The following is a 19385-nucleotide window of genomic DNA, read 5'->3' as shown; positions in this document are numbered from 1 at the left end:
GGTAAATGGAGCCGACGTGTAGGATCTGCCGGTGTGCTGCACGTACTTTCCTTCGCCCTCGCGGACACCGTCAACTTCCTGCTGATCGGGGTCCTCGTCGCCGTCGGTGTCGCGCAACCGCCCCGCGAGAGGGGAGGACGCTACGGTGCCGTCGCCGCCCTCCTCGTCCTCGGCGACTGGCTCGGTGTGCTCGCCCTGGCGCTGGTGACGATGGTCGTCTTCGACGGCCTCGGCGAGGTCATCAAGACCGTCGTCGACTCCCCGGTCTTCGGCATCCTGCAGCTCCTCACCGGCCTGCTCAGCGCGGTGCTCGCCTGGCGCGGCGGCGGGGACGGGCCATCCGGCCTCGTCAACCGCATCATGGCACCGCTGAAGACGCCGACGGTGGCCACCGTGGGCACCGGCTTCGCGCTCGGCGTGGTGCAGTCGGCGACCTCCGTGCCCTTCTTCGCCGGCATCGCCCTGATGAGCGCGGGCGACTTCGCCACCGTCACCCGCTACGTGGGCATGATCGCCTATGCGGCGGTCGCGTTGAGCCTGCCGTTCGTGTGCGCCCTCATCGTGGGCTTCATCCGCATGCGCCCCTACAGCGCGGCGGGCCGCGGCTTCGCCTGGATGCGCGGCAACCAGGCCACCGTCGCCCGCGCCGGCGGGTACATCGTCGCGGTGTTCCTCATCCTGCTCGGCGTGGTGCACCTGCTGTGAGTGCCGTCGGGTTCTCGTGGCGCGAGACCGGCGCGCCGGTGCGCGTGCTGCTGCACGTCGACGGCGTGCACGACCACCACACCCCGGATCTGCACCGCATGACCCGCACCGACGGCGTCTGGACGACCACCCTGGAGCTGCCGGACGACCTGGTGTCGTCCTACCGGGTCATCAGGTTGGACGCCGCGGCCGCCGCGCGTTTCGACGCCACGGACGACTCCCGCCGCCGCTGGCTGGACGCCGTCACCCACGTCGTCCCGCACCGCCTGGACCACCCCGGGTGGCGTGCGCCGCTGAGCGCCGGGGCGTCCGGACGCCTCATCATGGCGGACGCCCCGGACGCCCCGGACGAGCCCGGCTGGGTCGAGGGCGATCCCGTCGACTGGGAGCGCACGGAACTGGACGGCCGGACGCTGTGGACCGCCGGCCTACTCCACGCCGAATACCTGCTCGTCATCAGCGACGGGCGGGCCTGGTCGGGCACGTCCTTGCCGGCGGCACTGGCACGGCTCGGCTCGATCGGTGTGGTCGCCGTGGACACCGCCGAGGACCGCGTGGCACTGCTCTCGCGCTCGCCGGCCTACCGCGACCTCGTCGCCGACCAGGTGCTGCCGTGGGCGCGGCAGATCGCCGACGTGCCCGCAGGACGCACCGTCATCGCCGGTGAGAGCCTCGGCGGCCTGTCGGCGCTGGACGTGGTCCTGCGGCGTCCGGACGCGGCCCGCCGCGCCGTCGCGACGTCCGGCTCCTTCTGGGCCGCCGACGTCGCCGGCGAGATCCGGGCGTCCGGTGCCCCGGACGGACTGCGCGTCCACCTGAGCGCAGGACGCGGCGAGGGCCGCGGCATGGTCGGCCATGCCCGCGACGTCGCCGACGCGCTAGGTGCCGCCGGGGTGCCCACCAGCCTGGAGATCGGCACCCACGGCCACGAGATGGCCGCCTGGACCGGCGCGCTCACCCGCGGGCTGGTGCAGGTGCTGGGTTGATCTAGTCGGCGACCATCGGGGACATGGTGAGCTCCGGGTGCTCCTTCTCCACGAAGGCGAGCTTCCACTTGTCGCCGAACAGGGCGATGAGCTCGCCGTCGGTGCGGGTGAAGATCTCCACGCCGCGCTGCCGGCCGAGCTCGGGGGCGCTGGCGGCGTCGGTGCGTCGGGCCACGGAGAAGGGGACCGGCTCGGTGAGGGTCTCCACGTTGTACTCGGCCATCATGCGGGCCTGCATGACCTCGAACTGCATCGGGCCGACCGCGGCCATCACCGGGTTCGCGTCGCCGCGGGCGTCGTTCTTGAGGATCTGCACCACGCCCTCGGAGTCGAGCTGCTCCAGGGCCTTGCGGAACTGCTTGTACTTGCCCAGGGTCTTCGCGCGCAGCGTGCGGAAGTTCTCCGGGGCGAACTGCGGCATCGGACGGAACTGCACCTTGCGTCCCGCGTAGATCGTGTCGCCGGGCGCCAGGGTGCCGGCGTTGACCAGGCCCACGATGTCGCCCGGGTAGGCGGCCTCCACGGTGTTGCGGTCGCGGCCGAACACGGTCAGCGCGTACTTCGTGGAGAACGTGCGGCCCGACTGCGCGTGGGCGACCTGCATGCCGCGGGTGAACTCTCCGGAGACCACGCGCATGAAGGCGAGCTTGTCGCGGTGGTGGGTGTCCATGCCTGCCTGCACCTTGAACACCACGCCGGCGAAGTCGTCGGTGACGTCGCGGACCTCGTCGACCGCCGAACCGGCCGAGGACGCCGCGGCCTGCACCGCCGCCGGGTCCGACTCGCGGGAGGCGGGCTCCGGGGCCAGGGCGCACAGCGTGTCGAGGATCTGGTGCACACCGAAGTTCAGCATCGCCGAGGCGAAGATCATCGGCGAGGTCGTGCAGTCCAGGAAGAGCTCCTGGTCGTGCACCGCGCCGTCGGCGGCCAGCAGGTCGGCCTCCTCGGCCGCGGTGTCCCAGGCGTCCTCCTCCTTGGCGGACGCCTCGTCCGGCGAGTAGTGCTCCTCCGGGGCGATCGTCGAACCGCCGGCGGTGCGCAGGAAGTGGATGTACTCCTGCACCTCACCCTCGCGGTCGAGGCGGGCGAGCCCGCGGAAGTCGCCGGCCGGGCCGACCGGCCAGAACAACGGGGTGGGCTGCAGCCCGATCTCGGTGACGATCTCGTCGACCAGCTCGAGCGGCTCCTTGCCCGGGCGGTCCCACTTGTTGACCACGGTGATGATCGGCAGGCCGCGGGCCTTGCACACGCGGAAGAGCTTGAGGGTCTGCGGCTCCAGGCCCTTGGCACCGTCGACGAGCATCACCGCGGCGTCCACCGCGGTGAGCACCCGGTAGGTGTCCTCGGAGAAGTCGGCGTGGCCGGGGGTGTCGACCAGGTTGATCATGTACGGCTGGCCGGTGTGGCCCTCCGGGGCGTACTCGAACTGCAGGGCGGAGGACGCCACGGAGATGCCGCGGTCCTTCTCCATGTCCATCCAGTCCGACACCGTGGACTTGCGGCCGGCCTTGCCGTGCACCGCACCGGCCTCGTTGATCACGCGCGCGTGCAGCGCCAACGCCTCGGTCAGCGTGGACTTGCCGGCGTCCGGGTGGGCGATGACGGCGAAGGTACGCCGACGGTGCGACTCGGAGGCGACGGTGGAGGGGCTGGCGTGGGCGGATGCGGTGTCTGACACGTCTGGACACCTTACCTGCGTACGGGCTGCTGCGGGAAGGCGGTGCGGCGTAGCGTGGAGGGACGCTATTTTTCAGGAGGTGTGCCACCGTGCAGACCGAGAAGAGGAACGTCGCACAGAAGCTCATCGCCGACCACCTGGTCGACGGGGAGATCACCGAACTGGCCCCGGGGGACGAGATCGGCCTGACCGTCGACCAGACCCTCACGCAGGACGCCACCGGCACCTTGGTGATGCTGGAACTCGAGTCGATGGGGCTCGAACGCGTCCGCACAGAGCTCTCCGTGCAGTACGTCGACCACAACCTGCTGCAGACCGACGAGAAGAACCCCGACGACCACGTGTTCCTGCAGTCCGCCGCCCAGCGTTTCGGACTGTGGTTCTCGAAGGCTGGCAACGGTGTGTCGCACCCGGTGCACCAGGCCCACTTCGGCAGGCCCGGGGCCACGATGATCGGCTCGGACTCGCACACGTGCGCCGCCGGTGCGTTGGGCATGCTCGCCATCGGCGTGGGTGGCCTGGAGGTCGCCATGGCGATGGCGGGCGAGCCGTTGTACGTGGCGATGCCCGGGGTCTGGGGTGTCGAGCTCACCGGCGAGCTCCCCGACTGGGTCTCCGCGAAGGACGTCGTCCAGGAGATGCTGCGCCGCCACGGCGTGAAGGGAGGTGTCGGCCGGGTCATCGAGTACCACGGCCCCGGCCTGGACGGCCTCACCGCGATGGACCGTCACGTCATCGCGAACATGGGCGCGGAGCTGGGTGCGACGGCGAGCGTCTTCCCCGCCGACGACGCGGTGCGCGACTACCTCACCGCCGTCGGACGTCCCGACGACGCCACGCGCATCGTCGCCGACGAGGGTGCGGCGTACGACGTGACCGAGCACATCGAGCTCGGCGACCTCGAGCCGCTGATCGCCCGGCCGTCCTCACCCGGCAACGTGGTGCCCGTCCGGGAGGCGGCGCAGGACGACGAGGAGGTATCCCAGGTCGTGATCGGTTCCTCGGCCAACCCGGGGTTACGCGACTTCGCCGTCGTCGCCGAGATCCTCGCCGGCCACCAGGCGTCCCAGGGAGTCTCCGTGGACGTCAACCCCACCTCGCGGGAGGTGCTCGTCGACCTGATCGCCGGCGGCTGGCTGACGTCCCTGGTCGGCTCCGGTGCACGGATCCACCAGTCCGGGTGCATGGGCTGCATCGGCATGGGCCAGGCCCCGGCGAGCGGGCGCAACTCGTTGCGCACCATGCCCCGCAACTTCCCCGGACGCTCGGGGACGGAGGAGGACGCCGTGTGGCTGTGCTCCCCGGAGACCGCAGCTGCCTCGGCGCTGACCGGGCGCATCACCGATCCGCGGGACCTGGAGTCGCTGTACGACATGACCTGCCCCGTCCCGCGGATGCCGGAGACGTTCAGCACCGTCGACGACATGCTGCTCCCTCCGCCGGAGCGGGAGGAGTCGCTGGCCACCGAGCTGGTCAAGGGGCCGAACATCTCCTCGCTGCCCGAGTTCGACCCCCTGGACGACCGGTTGGAGGGTCCCGCGCTCCTCGTCATGGGCGACGACGTCTCCACCGACGAGATCATGCCGGCCGGGTCGCGGGTGCTGCCGTACCGCAGCAACATCCCGAAGATCTCGGAGTTCAGCTTCTCCCGGATCGACGACACCTACTTCGATCGCGCGCAGGACGCGACGGGCGGCCACGTGGTCGTCGCCGGCGCGAACTACGGGCAGGGCTCGTCGCGCGAGCATGCGGTGATCGCGCCACGGTACCTGGGACTCCGGGCGGTGGTCGCGACGTCCTTCGCCCGCATCCACTGGCAGAACCTCGCGAACTTCGGCATCCTGCCGCTCGAGTTTGACGACCCGGACGACCACGACGAGGTCACCCGGGACGAGACCGTCGTGATCGAGGGACTGCGGGACGCCCTGCGCGGCGGCACCACGGTCGAGGCGACCATCGGCGGGCGCGCGGTGACCCTGCGGCACCACCTGTCGCAACGTCAGGTCGAGATGGTGATCGCCGGCGGACGGATCCCGTACGCCGCGGCCTGAGCCCTCACTCCGCGCGGCGGAACCGGGCGACGGACAACGGGGCGAAGACCGCGACCAGCAGCACCGCCGCGCCGAAGACCGCTAGCACCGGGTTCTGCATCGTCCAGATGTCCGGGGCGGGGGCGTCGCCGGTGTTGCCGAAGAGCTCGCGGGTGGCCTGCACCAGTGCCGACACCGGGTTCCACTCGGCGAAGACACGCAGGGCGGTCGGCATCGTCTCGGAGGGCACGAAGGCGTTCGACAGGAACGTCAGTGGGAACAGCACCATGAAGGTGGCCGAGTTCATCACCTCGGGGCTGCGGACCAGCTGGCCGAGCAGCACCATCACCCAGGAGAAGGCCCAGGAGAACATCAGCAGCAGAGCCATGCCTGCGAGGAACTGCCCCACACCGTCCTCGAAACGCCACCCCACCGCGAAACCGGTGAGCACCATGACCACCAGGGTCAGGGAGTTGAGGACGAGGTCGGCCAGCGTGCGGGCGACGAGCACTGCAGAGGGTGCCATCGGCAGGGTCTTGAACCGGTCGATCAGCCCTTTCTTGCGGTCCTCGGACATGAACATGCCGGAGAACGTGGAACCGAAGACCACCGTCTGCACGAAGATGCCGGCCATGAGGAAGTCGGTGTAGTCCTGGCCCGGCACCTGGATGGCCCCGCCGAAGACCTGGCTGAACAGCAGCACGAACATGATCGGCTGGATCATGCCCCACATCAGTACGTCGGGGGTGCGGCGGAAGTGGATGAGGTTGCGCAGCGTCACCGCGCGGACGTCGGTGAACCAGTTCATCATGCGTCCTTCCCGGTCGTGTCCCCGGTGAGGGAGAGGAAGACGTCGTCGAGGGTGGGTCGCGCCAGGCCGATGTCGTGCACGTCGACGCCGCGGGCGCGGATCTCGTGCACGGCACGCTCCAGGGCGGCCGGGCCGTCCTCCACCGCGACGGTGAGGGTGCGGTCCTGCCGGGCCACGGTGTCCCCGGCGACGGCGAGGGGCTGCAGCAGGTCGGACGCGACGTCCGCGTCGGACGGATCGGCGAGGGTGACGCTCACTCGCTGCCCTCCGACCTGGGTCTTGAGTGCGTCGGCGGTGCCCTCGGCGATGACGGAGCCGCCGTCGATCACGCTGATCTCGTCGGCCAGCTGGTCGGCCTCCTCCAGGTACTGGGTGGTGAGCAGCAGGGTGGTGCCGGCAGCGACGCGCTCGCGGATCACGTCCCACAGGCTCAGCCGGGCCGCGGGGTCCAACCCGGTGGTCGGCTCGTCGAGGAAGAGGATCTTCGGGTTGTTGACCAGGGAGGACGCCAGGTCGGCGCGCCGGCGCATACCGCCGGAGAAGCCCTTGACGGGGCGGTCGGCGGCGTCGGTGAGGTTGAACAGTTCGAGCAGTTCATCGGCGCGGGTGCGTGCGGTGCGGTCGCCGAGGTGGAACAGGCGGCCGATGAGCATGAGGTTCTCCCGGGCGGAGAGGTCCTCGTCGATGGTGGCGTACTGGCCGGAGGCGCCGATGATCTCCCGGACGCGGGCAGCCTGACGCACCACGTCGAGCCCCGCGACTGTCGCGGTGCCGGACGTGGGGCGGATGAGGGTGGTGAGCACCTTCACGCAGGTGGTCTTGCCCGCGCCGTTGGGTCCGAGGAGTCCGCGCACGGTGCCTTCCTCGACGGCGAGGTCGAGACCGTCGAGTGCGCGTACCTCCCCGGAGGAGGACTGGTAGGTTTTCCGGACGTCATGCAACTCGATGAGGGGCATGGCACCGGATGGTACAGGTGTTTAGCCGGTCTGTTCCTCCGTATTGCGTACCGGGGACAGCGGACCGGCGGCGACGGTGGTGGCCCGCGCCCCCTCGGGTCCGGTCCAGTCGAGGGTGACGGCGTTGTCCCGGCTGGTCGGTGTCCAGATCCCGGCCGTCTTGAGTGTGTGGTGCGTGCGGCACAGGCAGATCCCGTTCTCCACGCTTGTCGGCCCGTCGCTCTCCGGGTCGGTGTGCGGGGAGTTCACCAGGTGGTCGTGCTCACAGTCGTCGGCGGCGACGACGCAGCCGGGGAAGCGGCAGCGCGCGTCGCGTCCCTCGATGTAGGACCGCTGGGCCGTGGTGAACCGGTAGGCGCTGGTGGCCGGAATCTCCCCGGCGTTCGGGAGGGACCGGACGTGCCGGGCGATACCGGACAGCGTGGCCATGGTGGCCGGGGAGACCCATCCGGTGCCCAGGACATAACCCGGGCCGCCGGCTGTGCCGTAGAGGTTCACGGTCACGTTGAGCTGGTCGCGCCGGGCACCGAAGAGCCCGAGCGCGACCTGGCCCCGGCAGAAGTGCATCGACGGCGGCAGCTCGGACTCCGGATCCTCCTGCTCTTCGATGATCTCGCGGCGCACGTCCAGCGCGGCGGTGGAGACCGAGGACCACAGGGAGTCCGCCACGACCTCGCTGCCGCACACCAGAGTGAGGCGCGTGCCGCGGCGGGTGAGGGATACCGCGGCCGCGTCGTCCTGCTCGGTTTCTTCGACGACGAGTGGGGCGACGGTGCACAGCACCTCCTCGGCGACGTCGGCGATCGCCGAGATGGCGCCGATCTTGGTGGCGCGGATCCAGGCGAGCACACCCAGGGCGACGGCGGCGTCCAGCGCGTCCGGCACCTGCACGCCGGCGGCGCGCAGGGCGCGGGAGTGACGGTTGACCTTCAGCCAGATCGCGTCGAGGTGGTCGACGGAGTACTGCCCGTCGCCCCGGAAGATCTCGAACAGTTCCGGCATGCGCTGCGCAAGGTCGGCGGCATGGTTGTAGCGGTGGGCCTCGCTGGTCGTACGACGGCGCACCGCAAGGGCCGTGGCCACACGCGCGTGCTCCGGGATCTCCATGAGGTAGGAGACGAGGTCGAGCTCGGTGCGGTTGAGCAGGGTGCGCAGCTCCACGGCGCGGCTGTCCGGCGTGGTGCTGGGGAAGATACTGGTCTGGATGACGGGCTGGTGGGTGGTGTGGTCGGTGGTGTGGTTCACGTGCCCCTCCTTTGGATACGAACAATGTATCGCACCGTCCGGACATGAAACGCGGGCAAAGCGCTATCTATCGAACATGTGTTCCAACCTGCAGGTCAGCCCTGCCGCCGGGGCTTCGCGCCGGAGAAGAACTGCCGGACCCACGCCTCGTCCTTGTACTGCGCGGGCACCGCGCCGCCGAGCAGGTCGCGCGCGACCGCCGGCATCGACGGCGAGTCGGCGTCCAGCAGCGGTGCGTCCGACGCGAGCAGCACGATGTTGCCGTACCGGCGTCCCTTCAGCATCGGCGGGTCGGCGACGACCGCCACGTGCGACCACACCTGCGCCATGCCGGCCAGTTCCGCTTTCGCCCCACGCAGGTCATGGTGGTCGCCGCAGTTCGCCACGTAGATCCCCGCTGGTGAGAGCCCACGGTGGCAGTCGGTGAAGAACTCCACCGTGGTGAGGTCTTCCGGAGTGACCGCGCCGGCGAAGGCGTCGCGGATGATCACGTCGCGGCTGGCGGGGGTGAAGGACGCGGCGACGTCGCGCGCATCGTCCACCCGGATCTTCACCCGCGGGGAGCGCGGGATGTCGAACCACTCGCGCGCCAGCCGGGCGAGCTCCCCGTCCAGCTCCACGACGGTGTTGCGTGAACGTGGGTACACGTCGGCGAGGTAGCGCGCGAGGCTGCACGCCCCGCCGCCGAGGTGGGTGACGCGCAGGGCGTTCGCGTCCAGGTTCTCCGCCACGTGCGCGCGCAGCGCCGTGGCGATCCACTGCATGTACTCGAAGGCCAGCACGCGGGGCTCGCCGAGCACCACGTGGCTGCTGGGGACCCCGTTGACGCTGATCAGCCAGCCGTCGGCGAAATCCGGGTCGGGCTCCAGGGCGAGCATGCCGTAGTCGCCCTCGTACGTGCCCGCCACCGGGGCGGGCCTCTTCTTCGCGGTGCTCACGGTCGGGAGTGTATCTCGTTCTGGGCGGCGGCCAGGCCACGGGTGACCAGGACGTCGACGGCGTCGGCGCCGGTGGACGCCGCGACGTCCCACGCGGCCGCGCCGTCCAGCGCCGTCAGGACGTGCTCGACCACGCCGGTGCCGGACGCCGGGCGTCCGATGCCGACGCGTACGCGCACGTAGTCGCGGGTGCCGAGTTCGCCGGTGATCGACTTCAGGCCGTTGTGCCCGTTCTCGTTGCCGCCGAGCTTCACCTTCACCTTGCCGGCGGGCAGGTCGAGCTCGTCGTGCACCACGACGACGTGGTCCGGGGAGATCCCGTAGCTCGTGGCCAGCGGCGCGACGGCCTCGCCGGAGAGGTTCATGAACGTGGTGGAGCGCACCAGCAGGACGCCGTGGCCGTCGACCTCCACGCGCGCGACGTGCGCCTTCGTCCCCGGCATGGGGCGCAGGACGTCCCCCGCGCGCTCCAGGAGCTCGTCGGTGACGAGGTAGCCGACGTTGTGCCGGGTGCCGGCGTACTTCACGCCGGGGTTGCCGAGGCCGATGACCAGCCACTGGGCCGGACCGGGGGCGTCGGGGCCATCGGGGGCAGTGCGTCGGAACGGTGCCAGCAGGCGGGAGAGCAGGCTCATGATTCGGAGTTTACCGACTGGAGCACGAGGTCCGCGGCGTCGGCCAGGACGATCGGCAGCTCGTCGCGCTCCTTCTTCGCGAAGGGCTTGAGGACGTAGGACGCCGGGGCCATGCGGCCGGGCGGGCGTCCGATGCCGACCTGGACGCGGTGGAAGTCGCGGGTACCCAACGACTTGGCGATGTCGCGTAGCCCGTTGTGCGAGTTCAACCCGCCGCCGTTCTTCGCGCGCACGGTGCCGAGGTCGAGGTCCAGCTCATCGTGCACCACGATGACCTGGGACGCCGGGATGCGGTGGTAGGACGCCAGGGCCTTGACCGGCCCGCCGGAGAGGTTCATGAAGCTGCGTGGGACGGCGAGGATGAGCTTGTCGGTGCCGATGCGCGTGTCCGCGACGCGGGCGTTCAGCTTCTTGTTGGTGCTGAAGCTGCAGTGGGTGGCGGAGGCGAGTTCGTCGAGCACCATCGCGCCGACGTTGTGCCGGGTGCCCTCGTACTGGGTGCCGGGGTTGCCGAGTCCGACAACGAGAAAGGGAGACCGGGCAGTGTTGTTCACTGCACCAGTCTCCCATACCCGGGGGAGGGGACTACTCCTCGGAGTCGCCCTTGTCCTCCGCGGCGTCGGCCTCGGTGGTGACCGCGTCGTCGGTCTCCTCGGGCTCCGGGGCGACCTCGGGCTCGATGATGTTGACGATCAGGGTGTCGGCGTCGGACACCAGGGAGGTGTTGCCCGGCATCTTCAGGTCGCCGGCGGTGACCTGGTCGCCGACCTCCTTGCCCTCGATGGAGAAGGTGATCTCCTCGGGGATGGACAGCACGTCGGCCTCGATGGTGACGGTGTCGGCGTCCTGGACGACCTGGGTGCCCGGGCCGGCCTCGCCCTCGGAGACGACGGGGACGTCGACCTCGACGGTCTCGCCGCGCTTGACGGAGAGCAGGTCGGCGTGGTCGATGTCCAGGGTCAGGACGTTCTGGTCGACGGCCTTGATCATGCAGAGGTTGTCCTCGCCGTCGATCTCGACCTCGAGGATGGCGTTGGAGCCGTGGTTACGCACGATGCCCTGGAACTCCAGCAGCTCGAAGCTCACGTGGATCGGCTCGTGGAAGGTTCCGTACAGGACGGCCGGGATGCGCCAGTCGCGACGCAGACGGCGGGCGGCGCCCTTGCCGAACTCGGTGCGGGGCAGGCCGCTGATGCGGATGATGTTGGTTGCCATGATGATCTCCTAGAAGTCGGAACTGATCGGTCTCACGAAAAAAGCCGCAGACTCTGCTGCGGCTCCTGGTGCGGTGACCGTCCCGTGGTGAAGTCACCGTGGAACGAATGCGCGCCGATAACGGCCGGTGTGAACCAGCCCTCGCCGAGACGTCCGGAATACTACCAGACGCCTCGGCCGTGCTCCTACTCGAAGAGCGTGGTGACCGACCCGTTCTCGAAGATCTCGTGCACGGTCTTGGCGACCAGCGGCGCGATCGGCAGGACGGTCAGGTTGTCCCAGCCCTCGGTGTCCTGCGGCAGCGTGTCGGTCGTGATGACCTCGCGCGCGCCGCAGTTGTTCAGCCGCTCGCGGGCCGGGTCGGAGAACACGCCGTGCGTGGTGGCGATGATCACGTCGCCGGCACCGGCCTCACGCAGCACCTTCACGGCACCGGCGATGGTTCCGCCGGTGTCGATCATGTCGTCCAGCAGGATGCAGGTCATGCCGTCGACGTCACCGACGACGCGGTTGGCCGTGACGCTGTTGGCGACGTCGATGTCGCGGGTCTTGTGGACGAAGGCCAGCGGGGCGCCGCCGAGCACGTTCGACCACTTCTCGGCGACCTTCACGCGGCCGGCGTCGGGGGAGACCACGCAGAGGTTGTCCATGCCGTACTTGCCGATGATGTAGTCGGTGAGGATCGGCATGGCGTGCATGTGGTCGACCGGGCCGTCGAAGTAGCCCTGGATCTGGTCGGTGTGCAGGTCCACCGAGACGATGCGGTCGGCGCCGGCGGTCTTGAGCAGGTCGGCGATGAGGCGGGCCGAGATCGGCTCGCGGCCGCGGTGCTTCTTGTCCTGGCGGGCGTAGGGGTAGAACGGCAGGATCGCGGTGATGCGCTTGGCGGAGCCGCGCTTCAGTGCGTCGATCATGATGAGCTGCTCCATCACCCACTTGTTCAGCGGCTGCGGGTGGGACTGCAGGACGAAGGCGTCCGAGCCGCGGACCGACTCCTCGAAGCGGACGAAGATCTCGCCGTTGGCGAAGTCGTGTGCGGTGGTGGGGGTCAGGGAAATCCCCAGCTCACGGGCCACAGCCTCGCCGAGTTCTGGGTGGGCACGACCGGAGAAGAGCATCAGGTTCTTCTGGTTGTCGATCCAGTGGGACACGGGTTCTACGACCTTTCCGACTTAGGGAGGGAGCTGTTCGCTGTTGTGAGTGTAAGACGAGCGGTTCAGGTGAACCAATCCGGGGCAACCCCGACGGGGGTCAGGAGTCGGCTGCCTCTGCGGCTTCCGCTGCCTCGGTGCCGGGACGCTTGCGCTGCACCCAGCCCTCGATGTTGCGCTGCTGGCCGCCGGAGACCGCCAGGGCGCCGGCGGGGACGTCGTCCTTGATCACGGTGCCGGCACCGGAGTAGGCGCCGTCGCCGACGGTGACCGGGGCGATGAACATCGTGTCCGAGCCGGTGCGCACGTGAGACCCGACGGTGGTGTGGTGCTTGTCCACGCCGTCGTAGTTGACGAAGACGCTGGACGCCCCGATGTTGGAGTACTCGCCGATGGTGGCGTCGCCGACGTAGGTCAGGTGGGGGACCTTCGAACCGCGGCCGATGGTGGCGTTCTTCGACTCGACGAACCCGCCGAGCTTGCCCTCCTCGCCCAGGACGGTCCCCGGACGCAGGTAGGTGAACGGGCCGACCTCGGCGTGCGCGCCGATGGTGGACTCCAGCGCGTGGGTGCGCACCACCGAGGCGCCCTCGCCGACGGTGACGTCCTGCAGCGTGGAGTCCGGCCCGACGGTGACGTTGGCGGCGATGGAGGTGCGGCCCTTGAGCTGCGTGCCGGGCAGGACGGTGACGTCGGCGCCGACGGTGACCTCCACGTCGATCCACGTCGTCGCGGGGTCGACGACGGTGGCGCCACCGCGCATCGCGGCCTCCACCGTCCTGCGGTTGAGCTCGCGGCCGGCGGCGGCGAGCTGGACGCGGTCGTTGACGCCGGCGAGCTCGCGCGGGTCGTCGGAGCGGTGCGCGCGCACCGGGTGGCCGTCGTGGCGGGCGATGCCGAGCACGTCGGTGAGGTAGAGCTCGCCCTGGGAGTTGTCGGTGCGCAGGCGGGTGAGCGCGTCGCGCAGGATCGCGGCGTCGAAGGCGAAGACGCCCGAGTTGATCTCGGTGACGGCCCGCTCGGACTCGTCGGCGTCCTTCTCCTCGACGATCGCGGTGACCTCGTTCTCGTCGTTGCGGATGATACGGCCGTACCCGAAGGGGTCGGCGAGGTCCGTGGTCAGCACGGTGACCGCGGTGGGGACCTCGGTGTGCGCGTCGTGCAGGTGGCCGAGCGTGACCCCGGTCAGCAGCGGGACGTCGGCGTTCGTCACGATGACCGTGCCCTCGAAGCCCTCGAGGGCGGGCATGGCGCACTGCACGGCGTGCCCGGTGCCGAGCTGCTCCTCCTGGACGGCGAGGTCCACCGGTGCGTCGAGCTCCTCGGCGATCTGCTCTGCGGCGGGGCCGACCTGCTCGCGCCCGTGGCCGACGACGGCGACGATGCGCTCGGGGGAGACCGTGTCCGCCGCGTGCAGGCTGTGCGAGAGCAGTGTCCGCCCGCCGATGGAGTGCAGGGTCTTCTGCGTGGCGGACTTCATGCGGGTTCCGGCGCCGGCGGCGAGTACGACGACGGCGACCGGCTTGTTCTGTTCAGTCACGATGGGCGGTGTCCTTACCTTGGAGCTCGACTGCGGATGTGGATCACGCGGATGTCCGACAGTTTAACGCCGTCGGCGCTCAGGACCGGGAACCGCCCTCAGCGGGTTCCACCACCGCGACGACGGTGTCGGTGCCGTTGCTGTGGTTGACCGCGTCGGCGAACCAGCCCCGGCCGCCGGCGTCGACGTGGATCGGCAGCGACCCCTGTTCCATCAACGCCTCCTCGTCACCGACCTGCATGGAGGCCGCGACCTGCTGCGCACCGTCGCCGGAGCCCTGCTCGCCGTAGCCGTAGACCGTGCCGTCGTCGAGGACGACGTAGGGGTCGAGGTCGCCCCGGACCTCCTCGCACGTCAGCAGGGACCGGTCGGCGTCGAGCATCAGGCGGCCGCGGACGATCACGGACTGGTCGGCGGAGGTGAACGCGGCACGTCTGGTGGAGTCGCCCACGTCAGGTTCGAGACTGGTGGTCCTGTTGTCGAGGCAGTCCTCGTTTCCGGAGTACGCCACCGTTCCGTCGGGGATGTGGACCACGAACTTGTCCGGCAGGTCCTCGTCCACCTCGGTGCCGAAGGGAGGACGCTCCCGCTTGAGGCGGAAGAACGCGTAGTCGCCGGCGATGCCGGCGAAGTGGACGGTGTCCTTGTCCCCGGCGTCCAGGACGTCCCTGGACGACCAGCCGTTGGCGTGGTGGTCGTAGTCGTTGAATTCTCCCCGGCTCAACCTGGCGTCGCTGGTGGGGAGACGACGGGTCACGGTGGTCACCTCGTTGCCCCGGGTGTCGTACCCGGCCACCGTGGTCACCGGCGAGCCGGGCTCGTTGCTCCAGGATTCTTCCCCGTCGCCGCCGTCCCCGGAGACGGATTCGCCGGTCAGCGGGTCATAGGCGAGGAGCTGCCGTGAGGTCTCCCCGGGGGCCTTCGCCAGACCGCCCGCGACGTACCCGGGTTCGGTGGCACCGTCGAGGGCCCCGTCGAGCCGGACCTCGCCGGAGGAGTCGAGCACGGTGAGGAACACCTCCCGGTCGGCGTCGTTCTCGTCGCCGAGACGTCGGCTGTCGTTGCTCTCGGGGACGCCCTGGCGCCACAGGGCGACGAAGTCGGTGTCGTTGCGACGGAAGCCCTCCATCCGGAAGTCCTGCTGTTCGACCGAGGAAGACTTCAGGGGAGTGACGTCGAGGAGTTCGGTGCCCTCCTCCGTCGCCCGCTTGACCTGGTTGAGGCCCTCGCCGACGAACAGCGCGCCGTCCGCGACGACGGACCTGCCGTTCACCCCGCCGCCGATCATCGAGGACTCCAGCACGGCGGTCACGGAGTCGGCGTCCCACCGTTCGGGGACGTCGTAGCTCAGGGAGAAGTCGGTGCCGGTCTCCGCCGCGGCGGCGGTCGGGGTGGTGTCGTCTGGGCCGTCCGCACCGTCGCCGCCGCAGGCGGATGCGGTGAGCACCAGGGAACCCGTCAGGAGGGCGGCGCAGCAGCGCCGGACACGGGATGCCCGAATCGTGGTCATTCTTACCTCAGGAATCGTCGCACATGAATGTCTGCACAGGCAGTGTGCAGAATCATGCGGACCAGAGGTGTGGAAAACGGGGAAAACTCCCCGAACGGCGAAGCTCCCCCACCAGGACTCGAACCTGGAATGACGGTACCAAAAACCGCAGTGTTGCCGATTACACCATGGGGGAACGCCAGGAACCGGTGGTTGCTCCACCCGTCCCGGTCAACCGGTCACTCTACCTGATCGCCGCGATACTACGATGGTTGCCCATGAGTCCCTCGCAGAAGCCGCCGCAGACACCACCGCTGTCCGGGGTGCTGAGTTCCCTCGCCTCCGACCCGAAGTTGCGGGGCATGGTCACCCACGTCGGCGATCAGCGTCTTCACATGCAGGGGCCGGACGCGGCGTGGCCGTTCGCCGTCGGCGCGCTCGCGAGGCACCGTCCGGTGCTGCTGGTCACCGCGACGGGACGCCAGGCCGAGGACCTCACCGCCCAGCTCACCGCGATGCTGGGGGACACCGTGGCGATGGTGCCGTCCTGGGAGACGCTGCCGCACGAGCGGCTGTCGCCGGGGGTGGAGACGGTGTCGCAGCGTCGTCAGGCGCTCTACCGGCTCGCCCACGGCGAGGTGAACGTGCTGGTCGCACCCACGCGCTCGGTGGTGCAGCCGGTGATGGCCGGGCTCGGAGAGGTGGAGCCCGTCCGGCTGGCCGAGGGCGTGGAACTGGACTTCTCCGAGGTGCAGCAACGCCTCGTGGAGTTCGGCTACACCCACTCCGACGTGGTCGGACGCCGTGGCGAGTTCGCCACCCGCGGCGGCATCCTCGACATCTTCCCGGCCACCGCCGATACGCCCGTGCGCGTGGAGTTCTGGGGCGACGAGGTCAGCGAGGTGCGTGCCTTCTCCGTCGGTGACCAGCGCACCATCCCCGAGGCCGTCGCCGGCGAGGTGCTCGCGCACCCGGTGCGCGAACTGCTGATCACCGACGAGGTTGCCCGCCGCGCCGAGACTCTGGCCAGGGAGAACGCCGGCAACCCGGAGCTCGCCGAGGCCTTCGACAAGATCAGCCAGCACACACCGGTGCAGGGCATGGAGTCGCTGATCCCGCTGCTCTACGACGGCCCGATGCAGACCCTGCCCGAGCTGATGCCCGAGGGCTCGCACACCGTGGTGCTCACCCCGGCTGCCGTGGAACGACGCGCCGAGGACCTCATCGCCACCGGCCGCGAGTTCCTCGCCGCCGGGTGGGAGGTCGCGGCGATGGGCGGTGCCGCGCCGGTGGACGTCGCCGCGATCGCGGACAGCTCGCAGGACTCGCAGGACGTAGACCGCGCGGGCTACCGCACGCTGGCGTCCCTGCGCGCCACGCAGGACGCCCTGGGCGCCCCGTGGTGGACGCTGTCGCCCACGGGCGTCGCGGACTGGGACGATTCCGACGCCGAGCCGCTGCTGCTCGACTTCGACGTCGCGCCCGCACCGCACGGTGACATGGAGGCCATCGGCCAGCTGATGTCGGCGATCCGGCGTCGGGTCGAGGGCGGGGGACGGGTCGCCTACGCCGCACCGTCCCCCGCGATCGTGGCGCGCATGCTGCGCCGCTTCCGCGAGGCCGGCATCGCCGCCGAGGCGGTGGACGTCGAACTCGACGGCATCACCGGGCAGGGACGGATGCGCCGCTCGAAGCGCACCGCCGACGAGGTGCCGTCCACCGGCACCGTCAGCATCTACCAGGCCGCCGCCCACGGCGGTCTGGACACCACCGACCTGCTCTTCGTCACCGAGTCCGACGTCACCGGCAACCGCGTGGAGGCCAGCGCGACGGGGCGTCGTAAACCCGCCAAGAAGCGTAACCGGGTCGACCCGCTGGCCCTGGCCCCCGGGGACCTGGTGGTCCACGACCAGCACGGCATCGGCAAGTTCGTGAAGATGACCGAACGCACCATCGGCAAGGGCGCCGACGCCTCGCGGCGCGAGTACCTGGTGCTGGAGTACGCCCCGTCCAAGCGTGGCGGCCCCGGCGACCAGCTGTACGTGCCGATGGACCAGCTCGACCTGCTGTCGCGCTACGTCGGCGGGGAGAAGCCCTCCCTGTCGAAGATGGGCGGCTCGGACTGGAAGAACACGAAGAAGAAGGCCCGCGGTGCGGTGCGGGAGATCGCCGGGGAACTGGTGCAGCTCTACGCCGCCCGGCAGGCCGCGCCCGGCTACGCCTTCGACCCGGACTCGCCCTGGCAGCGGCAGATGGAGGAGGCCTTCCCCTTCACCGAGACCGAGGACCAGTTCAACGCCATCGAGGCGGTCAAGGGTGACATGGAGAAGCCGGTGCCCATGGACCGGGTCATCGTGGGCGACGTGGGCTACGGCAAGACCGAGGTCGCCGTGCGCGCCGCCTTCAAGGCGGTGCAGTCCGGCAAGCAGGTCGCCCTGCTGGTGCCGACCACCCTGCTGGCCCAGCAGCACTACCGCACCTTCATCGACCGGATGCAGGACTTCCCCACGCAGATCCGGGAACTGTCGCGGTTCACCTCGCCGAAGGAGTCCACCGAGGTCTTCGCCGGCATGGCCGACGGCACCGTGGACATCGTGATCGGCACGCACCGGCTGCTGGGCACCGGAATCCAGTGGAAGAACCTCGGACTGATCATAGTGGACGAGGAGCAGCGCTTCGGAGTGGAGCACAAGGAGCACATCAAGTCGCTGCGCACCCACGTCGACGTGCTGACCATGTCGGCCACGCCGATCCCGCGCACCCTGGAGATGTCCATGGCCGGTATCCGCGAGATGTCCACGATCCTCACCCCGCCGCAGGACCGGCACCCGGTGCTGACGTACGTCGGCTCGCAGGACGAGAAGCACGTCGCCGCGGCGGTGCGTCGTGAGCTGCTGCGCGACGGCCAGGTGTTCTACGTGCACAACAAGGTCAAGAGCATCGAGGAGACCGCCTCGCGGATCCGCCAGCTCGTCCCCGAGGCCAGGGTCGTCGTCGCCCACGGGCAGATGAGCGAGGAGCAGCTGGAGACCACGGTGCAGGGCTTCTGGGACCGCGAATTCGACGTGCTGGTGTGCACCACCATCGTGGAGACCGGCCTGGACATCGCCAACGCCAACACCCTGATCGTGGAGAACGCCCACCACATGGGCCTGTCGCAGCTGCACCAGCTGCGCGGCCGCGTGGGGCGCTCCCGCGAACGCGCCTACGCCTACTTCCTCTACCCGAAGGGCGAGACGCTCACCGAGACGTCCTACGACCGGCTGACCACCATCGCGCAGAACAACGACCTCGGCGCGGGCATGGCCGTGGCGATGAAGGACCTGGAGATGCGCGGCGCCGGCAACGTGCTCGGCGCCGAGCAGTCCGGCCACATCGCCGGGGTCGGCTTCGACCTGTACGTCCGGCTGGTCGGGGAGGCCGTGGAGGCCTTCCGCGCGATGGCCGACGGCGAGACCGTGGACGGCTCCGACACCGCCGAGCGCCGCGAGATCCGCATCGACCTGCCGGTGGACGCGCACATCCCGGTGACCTACATCGCCAGCGAACGGCTGCGCCTGGAGGCCTACCGCAAGTTCGCCGAGGCCACCGACGACGAGGCGTTGGCCCACGTCCTCGAGGAGCTGCGCGACCGCTACGGCGACATCCCCGAGGAGGTGCAGCGACTGGTGGTCGTCGCCCGGCTACGCATGGTGTGCCGCGACCTGGACGTCACCGAGGTCATCCAGACCGGGGCGAAGATCAGCTTCTCGCCGATCACCCTGGCGGACTCCGGCCAGGTCCGGCTCAAGCGGCTGTTCCCGGCGGCGACCTACCGGGCGACACCGAAGACGGTGCTGGTCCCGGTGCCCAAGGAGGGGTCCGGCATGAGGGCCGTCGCCCTGCGTGACCTCGACCTCGTGCAGTGGTGCGCCAACGCCCTGACGGACCTGGCCGGGGTGCCGCGCCGGGAGATCACCGGCGCCGGCGGACACACGGAGCCGGTTACCCGCTGAGACCGAACGGG

Annotated in this window: 15 protein-coding genes and 1 tRNA gene; 4 read left to right on the top strand and 12 right to left on the bottom strand. The window is 70.0% G+C overall.

All coding sequences use genetic code 11. The features are described from left to right. A partial coding sequence (locus ACT3TD_RS09450; protein WP_444637984.1) for a hypothetical protein occupies positions 1 to 705 on the top strand: 705 nt, incomplete at its 5' end. Beyond that, positions 702 to 1691 (top strand): enterochelin esterase domain-containing protein, encoded by a 990-nt coding sequence (locus ACT3TD_RS09445; RefSeq protein ID WP_444615058.1) that lies wholly within the window; start codon positions 702 to 704, stop codon positions 1689 to 1691. The genes ACT3TD_RS09450 and ACT3TD_RS09445, both read left to right, overlap by 4 nt. 1 nt (position 1692) lies before the next feature. Here ACT3TD_RS09445 and ACT3TD_RS09440 read toward each other — a convergent pair whose 3' ends face one another. Beyond that, positions 1693 to 3369, bottom strand: a complete 1677-nt coding sequence (locus ACT3TD_RS09440) for a peptide chain release factor 3 (RefSeq protein ID WP_444615056.1) — start codon at positions 3367 to 3369, stop codon at positions 1693 to 1695. Positions 3370 to 3458: 89 nt separating this feature from the next. Here ACT3TD_RS09440 and ACT3TD_RS09435 point away from each other — a divergent pair, with 89 nt between their 5' ends. Continuing rightward, positions 3459 to 5420, top strand: coding sequence for an aconitate hydratase (locus ACT3TD_RS09435; protein ID WP_441579661.1), 1962 nt, complete (start codon positions 3459 to 3461; stop codon positions 5418 to 5420). A 4-nt stretch (positions 5421 to 5424) separates the two neighbouring features. Here the strand turns inward: ACT3TD_RS09435 and ACT3TD_RS09430 are convergent, their stop codons facing one another. The 11 genes from ACT3TD_RS09430 to ACT3TD_RS09380 all read right to left on the bottom strand — a co-directional run bounded on the left by ACT3TD_RS09430 (position 5425) and on the right by ACT3TD_RS09380 (position 15575). Continuing rightward, positions 5425 to 6207: an ABC transporter permease gene (locus ACT3TD_RS09430; protein ID WP_301442934.1), complete on the bottom strand. Its 783-nt coding sequence runs from the start codon at positions 6205 to 6207 to the stop codon at positions 5425 to 5427. Continuing rightward, on the bottom strand, positions 6207 to 7166 hold the full coding sequence (locus ACT3TD_RS09425) for an ATP-binding cassette domain-containing protein (protein ID WP_301442933.1): 960 nt from the start codon (positions 7164 to 7166) through the stop codon (positions 6207 to 6209). Before ACT3TD_RS09425 ends, ACT3TD_RS09430 begins: the two co-directional genes overlap by 1 nt. A gap of 21 nt (positions 7167 to 7187) precedes the next feature. Next, a complete protein-coding gene (locus tag ACT3TD_RS09420; protein ID WP_301442932.1) occupies positions 7188 to 8411 on the bottom strand; it encodes an HNH endonuclease signature motif containing protein in 1224 nt (407 codons plus the stop codon). A gap of 95 nt (positions 8412 to 8506) precedes the next feature. Further along, positions 8507 to 9289: a spermidine synthase gene (locus tag ACT3TD_RS09415; RefSeq protein WP_444615061.1), complete on the bottom strand. Its 783-nt coding sequence runs from the start codon at positions 9287 to 9289 to the stop codon at positions 8507 to 8509. 56 nt (positions 9290 to 9345) lie between these two features. Next, a complete protein-coding gene (gene pth, locus ACT3TD_RS09410) occupies positions 9346 to 9984 on the bottom strand; it encodes an aminoacyl-tRNA hydrolase (RefSeq protein ID WP_441579660.1) in 639 nt (212 codons plus the stop codon). After that, a complete protein-coding gene (gene pth / locus ACT3TD_RS09405) occupies positions 9981 to 10538 on the bottom strand; it encodes an aminoacyl-tRNA hydrolase (protein WP_441579659.1) in 558 nt (185 codons plus the stop codon). The genes pth (ACT3TD_RS09410) and pth (ACT3TD_RS09405) overlap by 4 nt, the downstream gene beginning before the upstream one ends. Positions 10539 to 10569: 31 nt before the next feature. After that, entirely contained in the window at positions 10570 to 11199 is a 630-nt protein-coding gene (locus ACT3TD_RS09400; RefSeq protein WP_301442929.1) for a 50S ribosomal protein L25/general stress protein Ctc, read from the bottom strand. 185 nt (positions 11200 to 11384) lie between these two features. Then, a complete protein-coding gene (locus ACT3TD_RS09395) occupies positions 11385 to 12350 on the bottom strand; it encodes a ribose-phosphate diphosphokinase (protein ID WP_301442928.1) in 966 nt (321 codons plus the stop codon). Between the two features lie 100 nt (positions 12351 to 12450). Next, entirely contained in the window at positions 12451 to 13890 is a 1440-nt protein-coding gene (gene glmU, locus ACT3TD_RS09390; protein WP_441582711.1) for a bifunctional UDP-N-acetylglucosamine diphosphorylase/glucosamine-1-phosphate N-acetyltransferase GlmU, read from the bottom strand. A gap of 79 nt (positions 13891 to 13969) precedes the next feature. Then, positions 13970 to 15400 (bottom strand): hypothetical protein, encoded by a 1431-nt coding sequence (locus ACT3TD_RS09385; RefSeq protein ID WP_444615055.1) that lies wholly within the window; start codon positions 15398 to 15400, stop codon positions 13970 to 13972. 103 nt (positions 15401 to 15503) lie between these two features. Continuing rightward, positions 15504 to 15575, bottom strand: a tRNA-Gln gene (locus ACT3TD_RS09380). Between the two features lie 82 nt (positions 15576 to 15657). Here ACT3TD_RS09380 and mfd point away from each other — a divergent pair. Beyond that, positions 15658 to 19374 carry a transcription-repair coupling factor gene (gene mfd / locus ACT3TD_RS09375; protein ID WP_441579767.1) on the top strand — a complete coding sequence of 1239 codons (3717 nt, stop codon included), beginning with the start codon at positions 15658 to 15660 and terminating at the stop codon, positions 19372 to 19374. Positions 19375 to 19385: the final 11 nt, after the last annotated feature.

Source organism: Corynebacterium sp. AOP36-E1-14 (genome assembly GCF_052377495.1).
Classification (GTDB): Bacteria; Actinomycetota; Actinomycetes; order Mycobacteriales; family Mycobacteriaceae; genus Corynebacterium.
This window is presented reverse-complemented; position numbering and strand designations above follow the sequence as displayed.

Coding starts and splice junctions, on each gene's coding strand:
- pth (WP_441579660.1), bottom strand. CDS start 9,984: ATGAGCCTGCTCTCCCGCCTGCTGGCACCGTTCCGACGCACTGCCCCC.
- ACT3TD_RS09425 (WP_301442933.1), bottom strand. CDS start 7,166: ATGCCCCTCATCGAGTTGCATGACGTCCGGAAAACCTACCAGTCCTCC.
- ACT3TD_RS09415 (WP_444615061.1), bottom strand. CDS start 9,289: ATGCTCGCCCTGGAGCCCGACCCGGATTTCGCCGACGGCTGGCTGATC.
- mfd (WP_441579767.1), top strand. CDS start 15,658: ATGAGTCCCTCGCAGAAGCCGCCGCAGACACCACCGCTGTCCGGGGTG.
- ACT3TD_RS09385 (WP_444615055.1), bottom strand. CDS start 15,400: ATGACCACGATTCGGGCATCCCGTGTCCGGCGCTGCTGCGCCGCCCTC.
- ACT3TD_RS09400 (WP_301442929.1), bottom strand. CDS start 11,199: ATGGCAACCAACATCATCCGCATCAGCGGCCTGCCCCGCACCGAGTTC.
- ACT3TD_RS09430 (WP_301442934.1), bottom strand. CDS start 6,207: ATGAACTGGTTCACCGACGTCCGCGCGGTGACGCTGCGCAACCTCATC.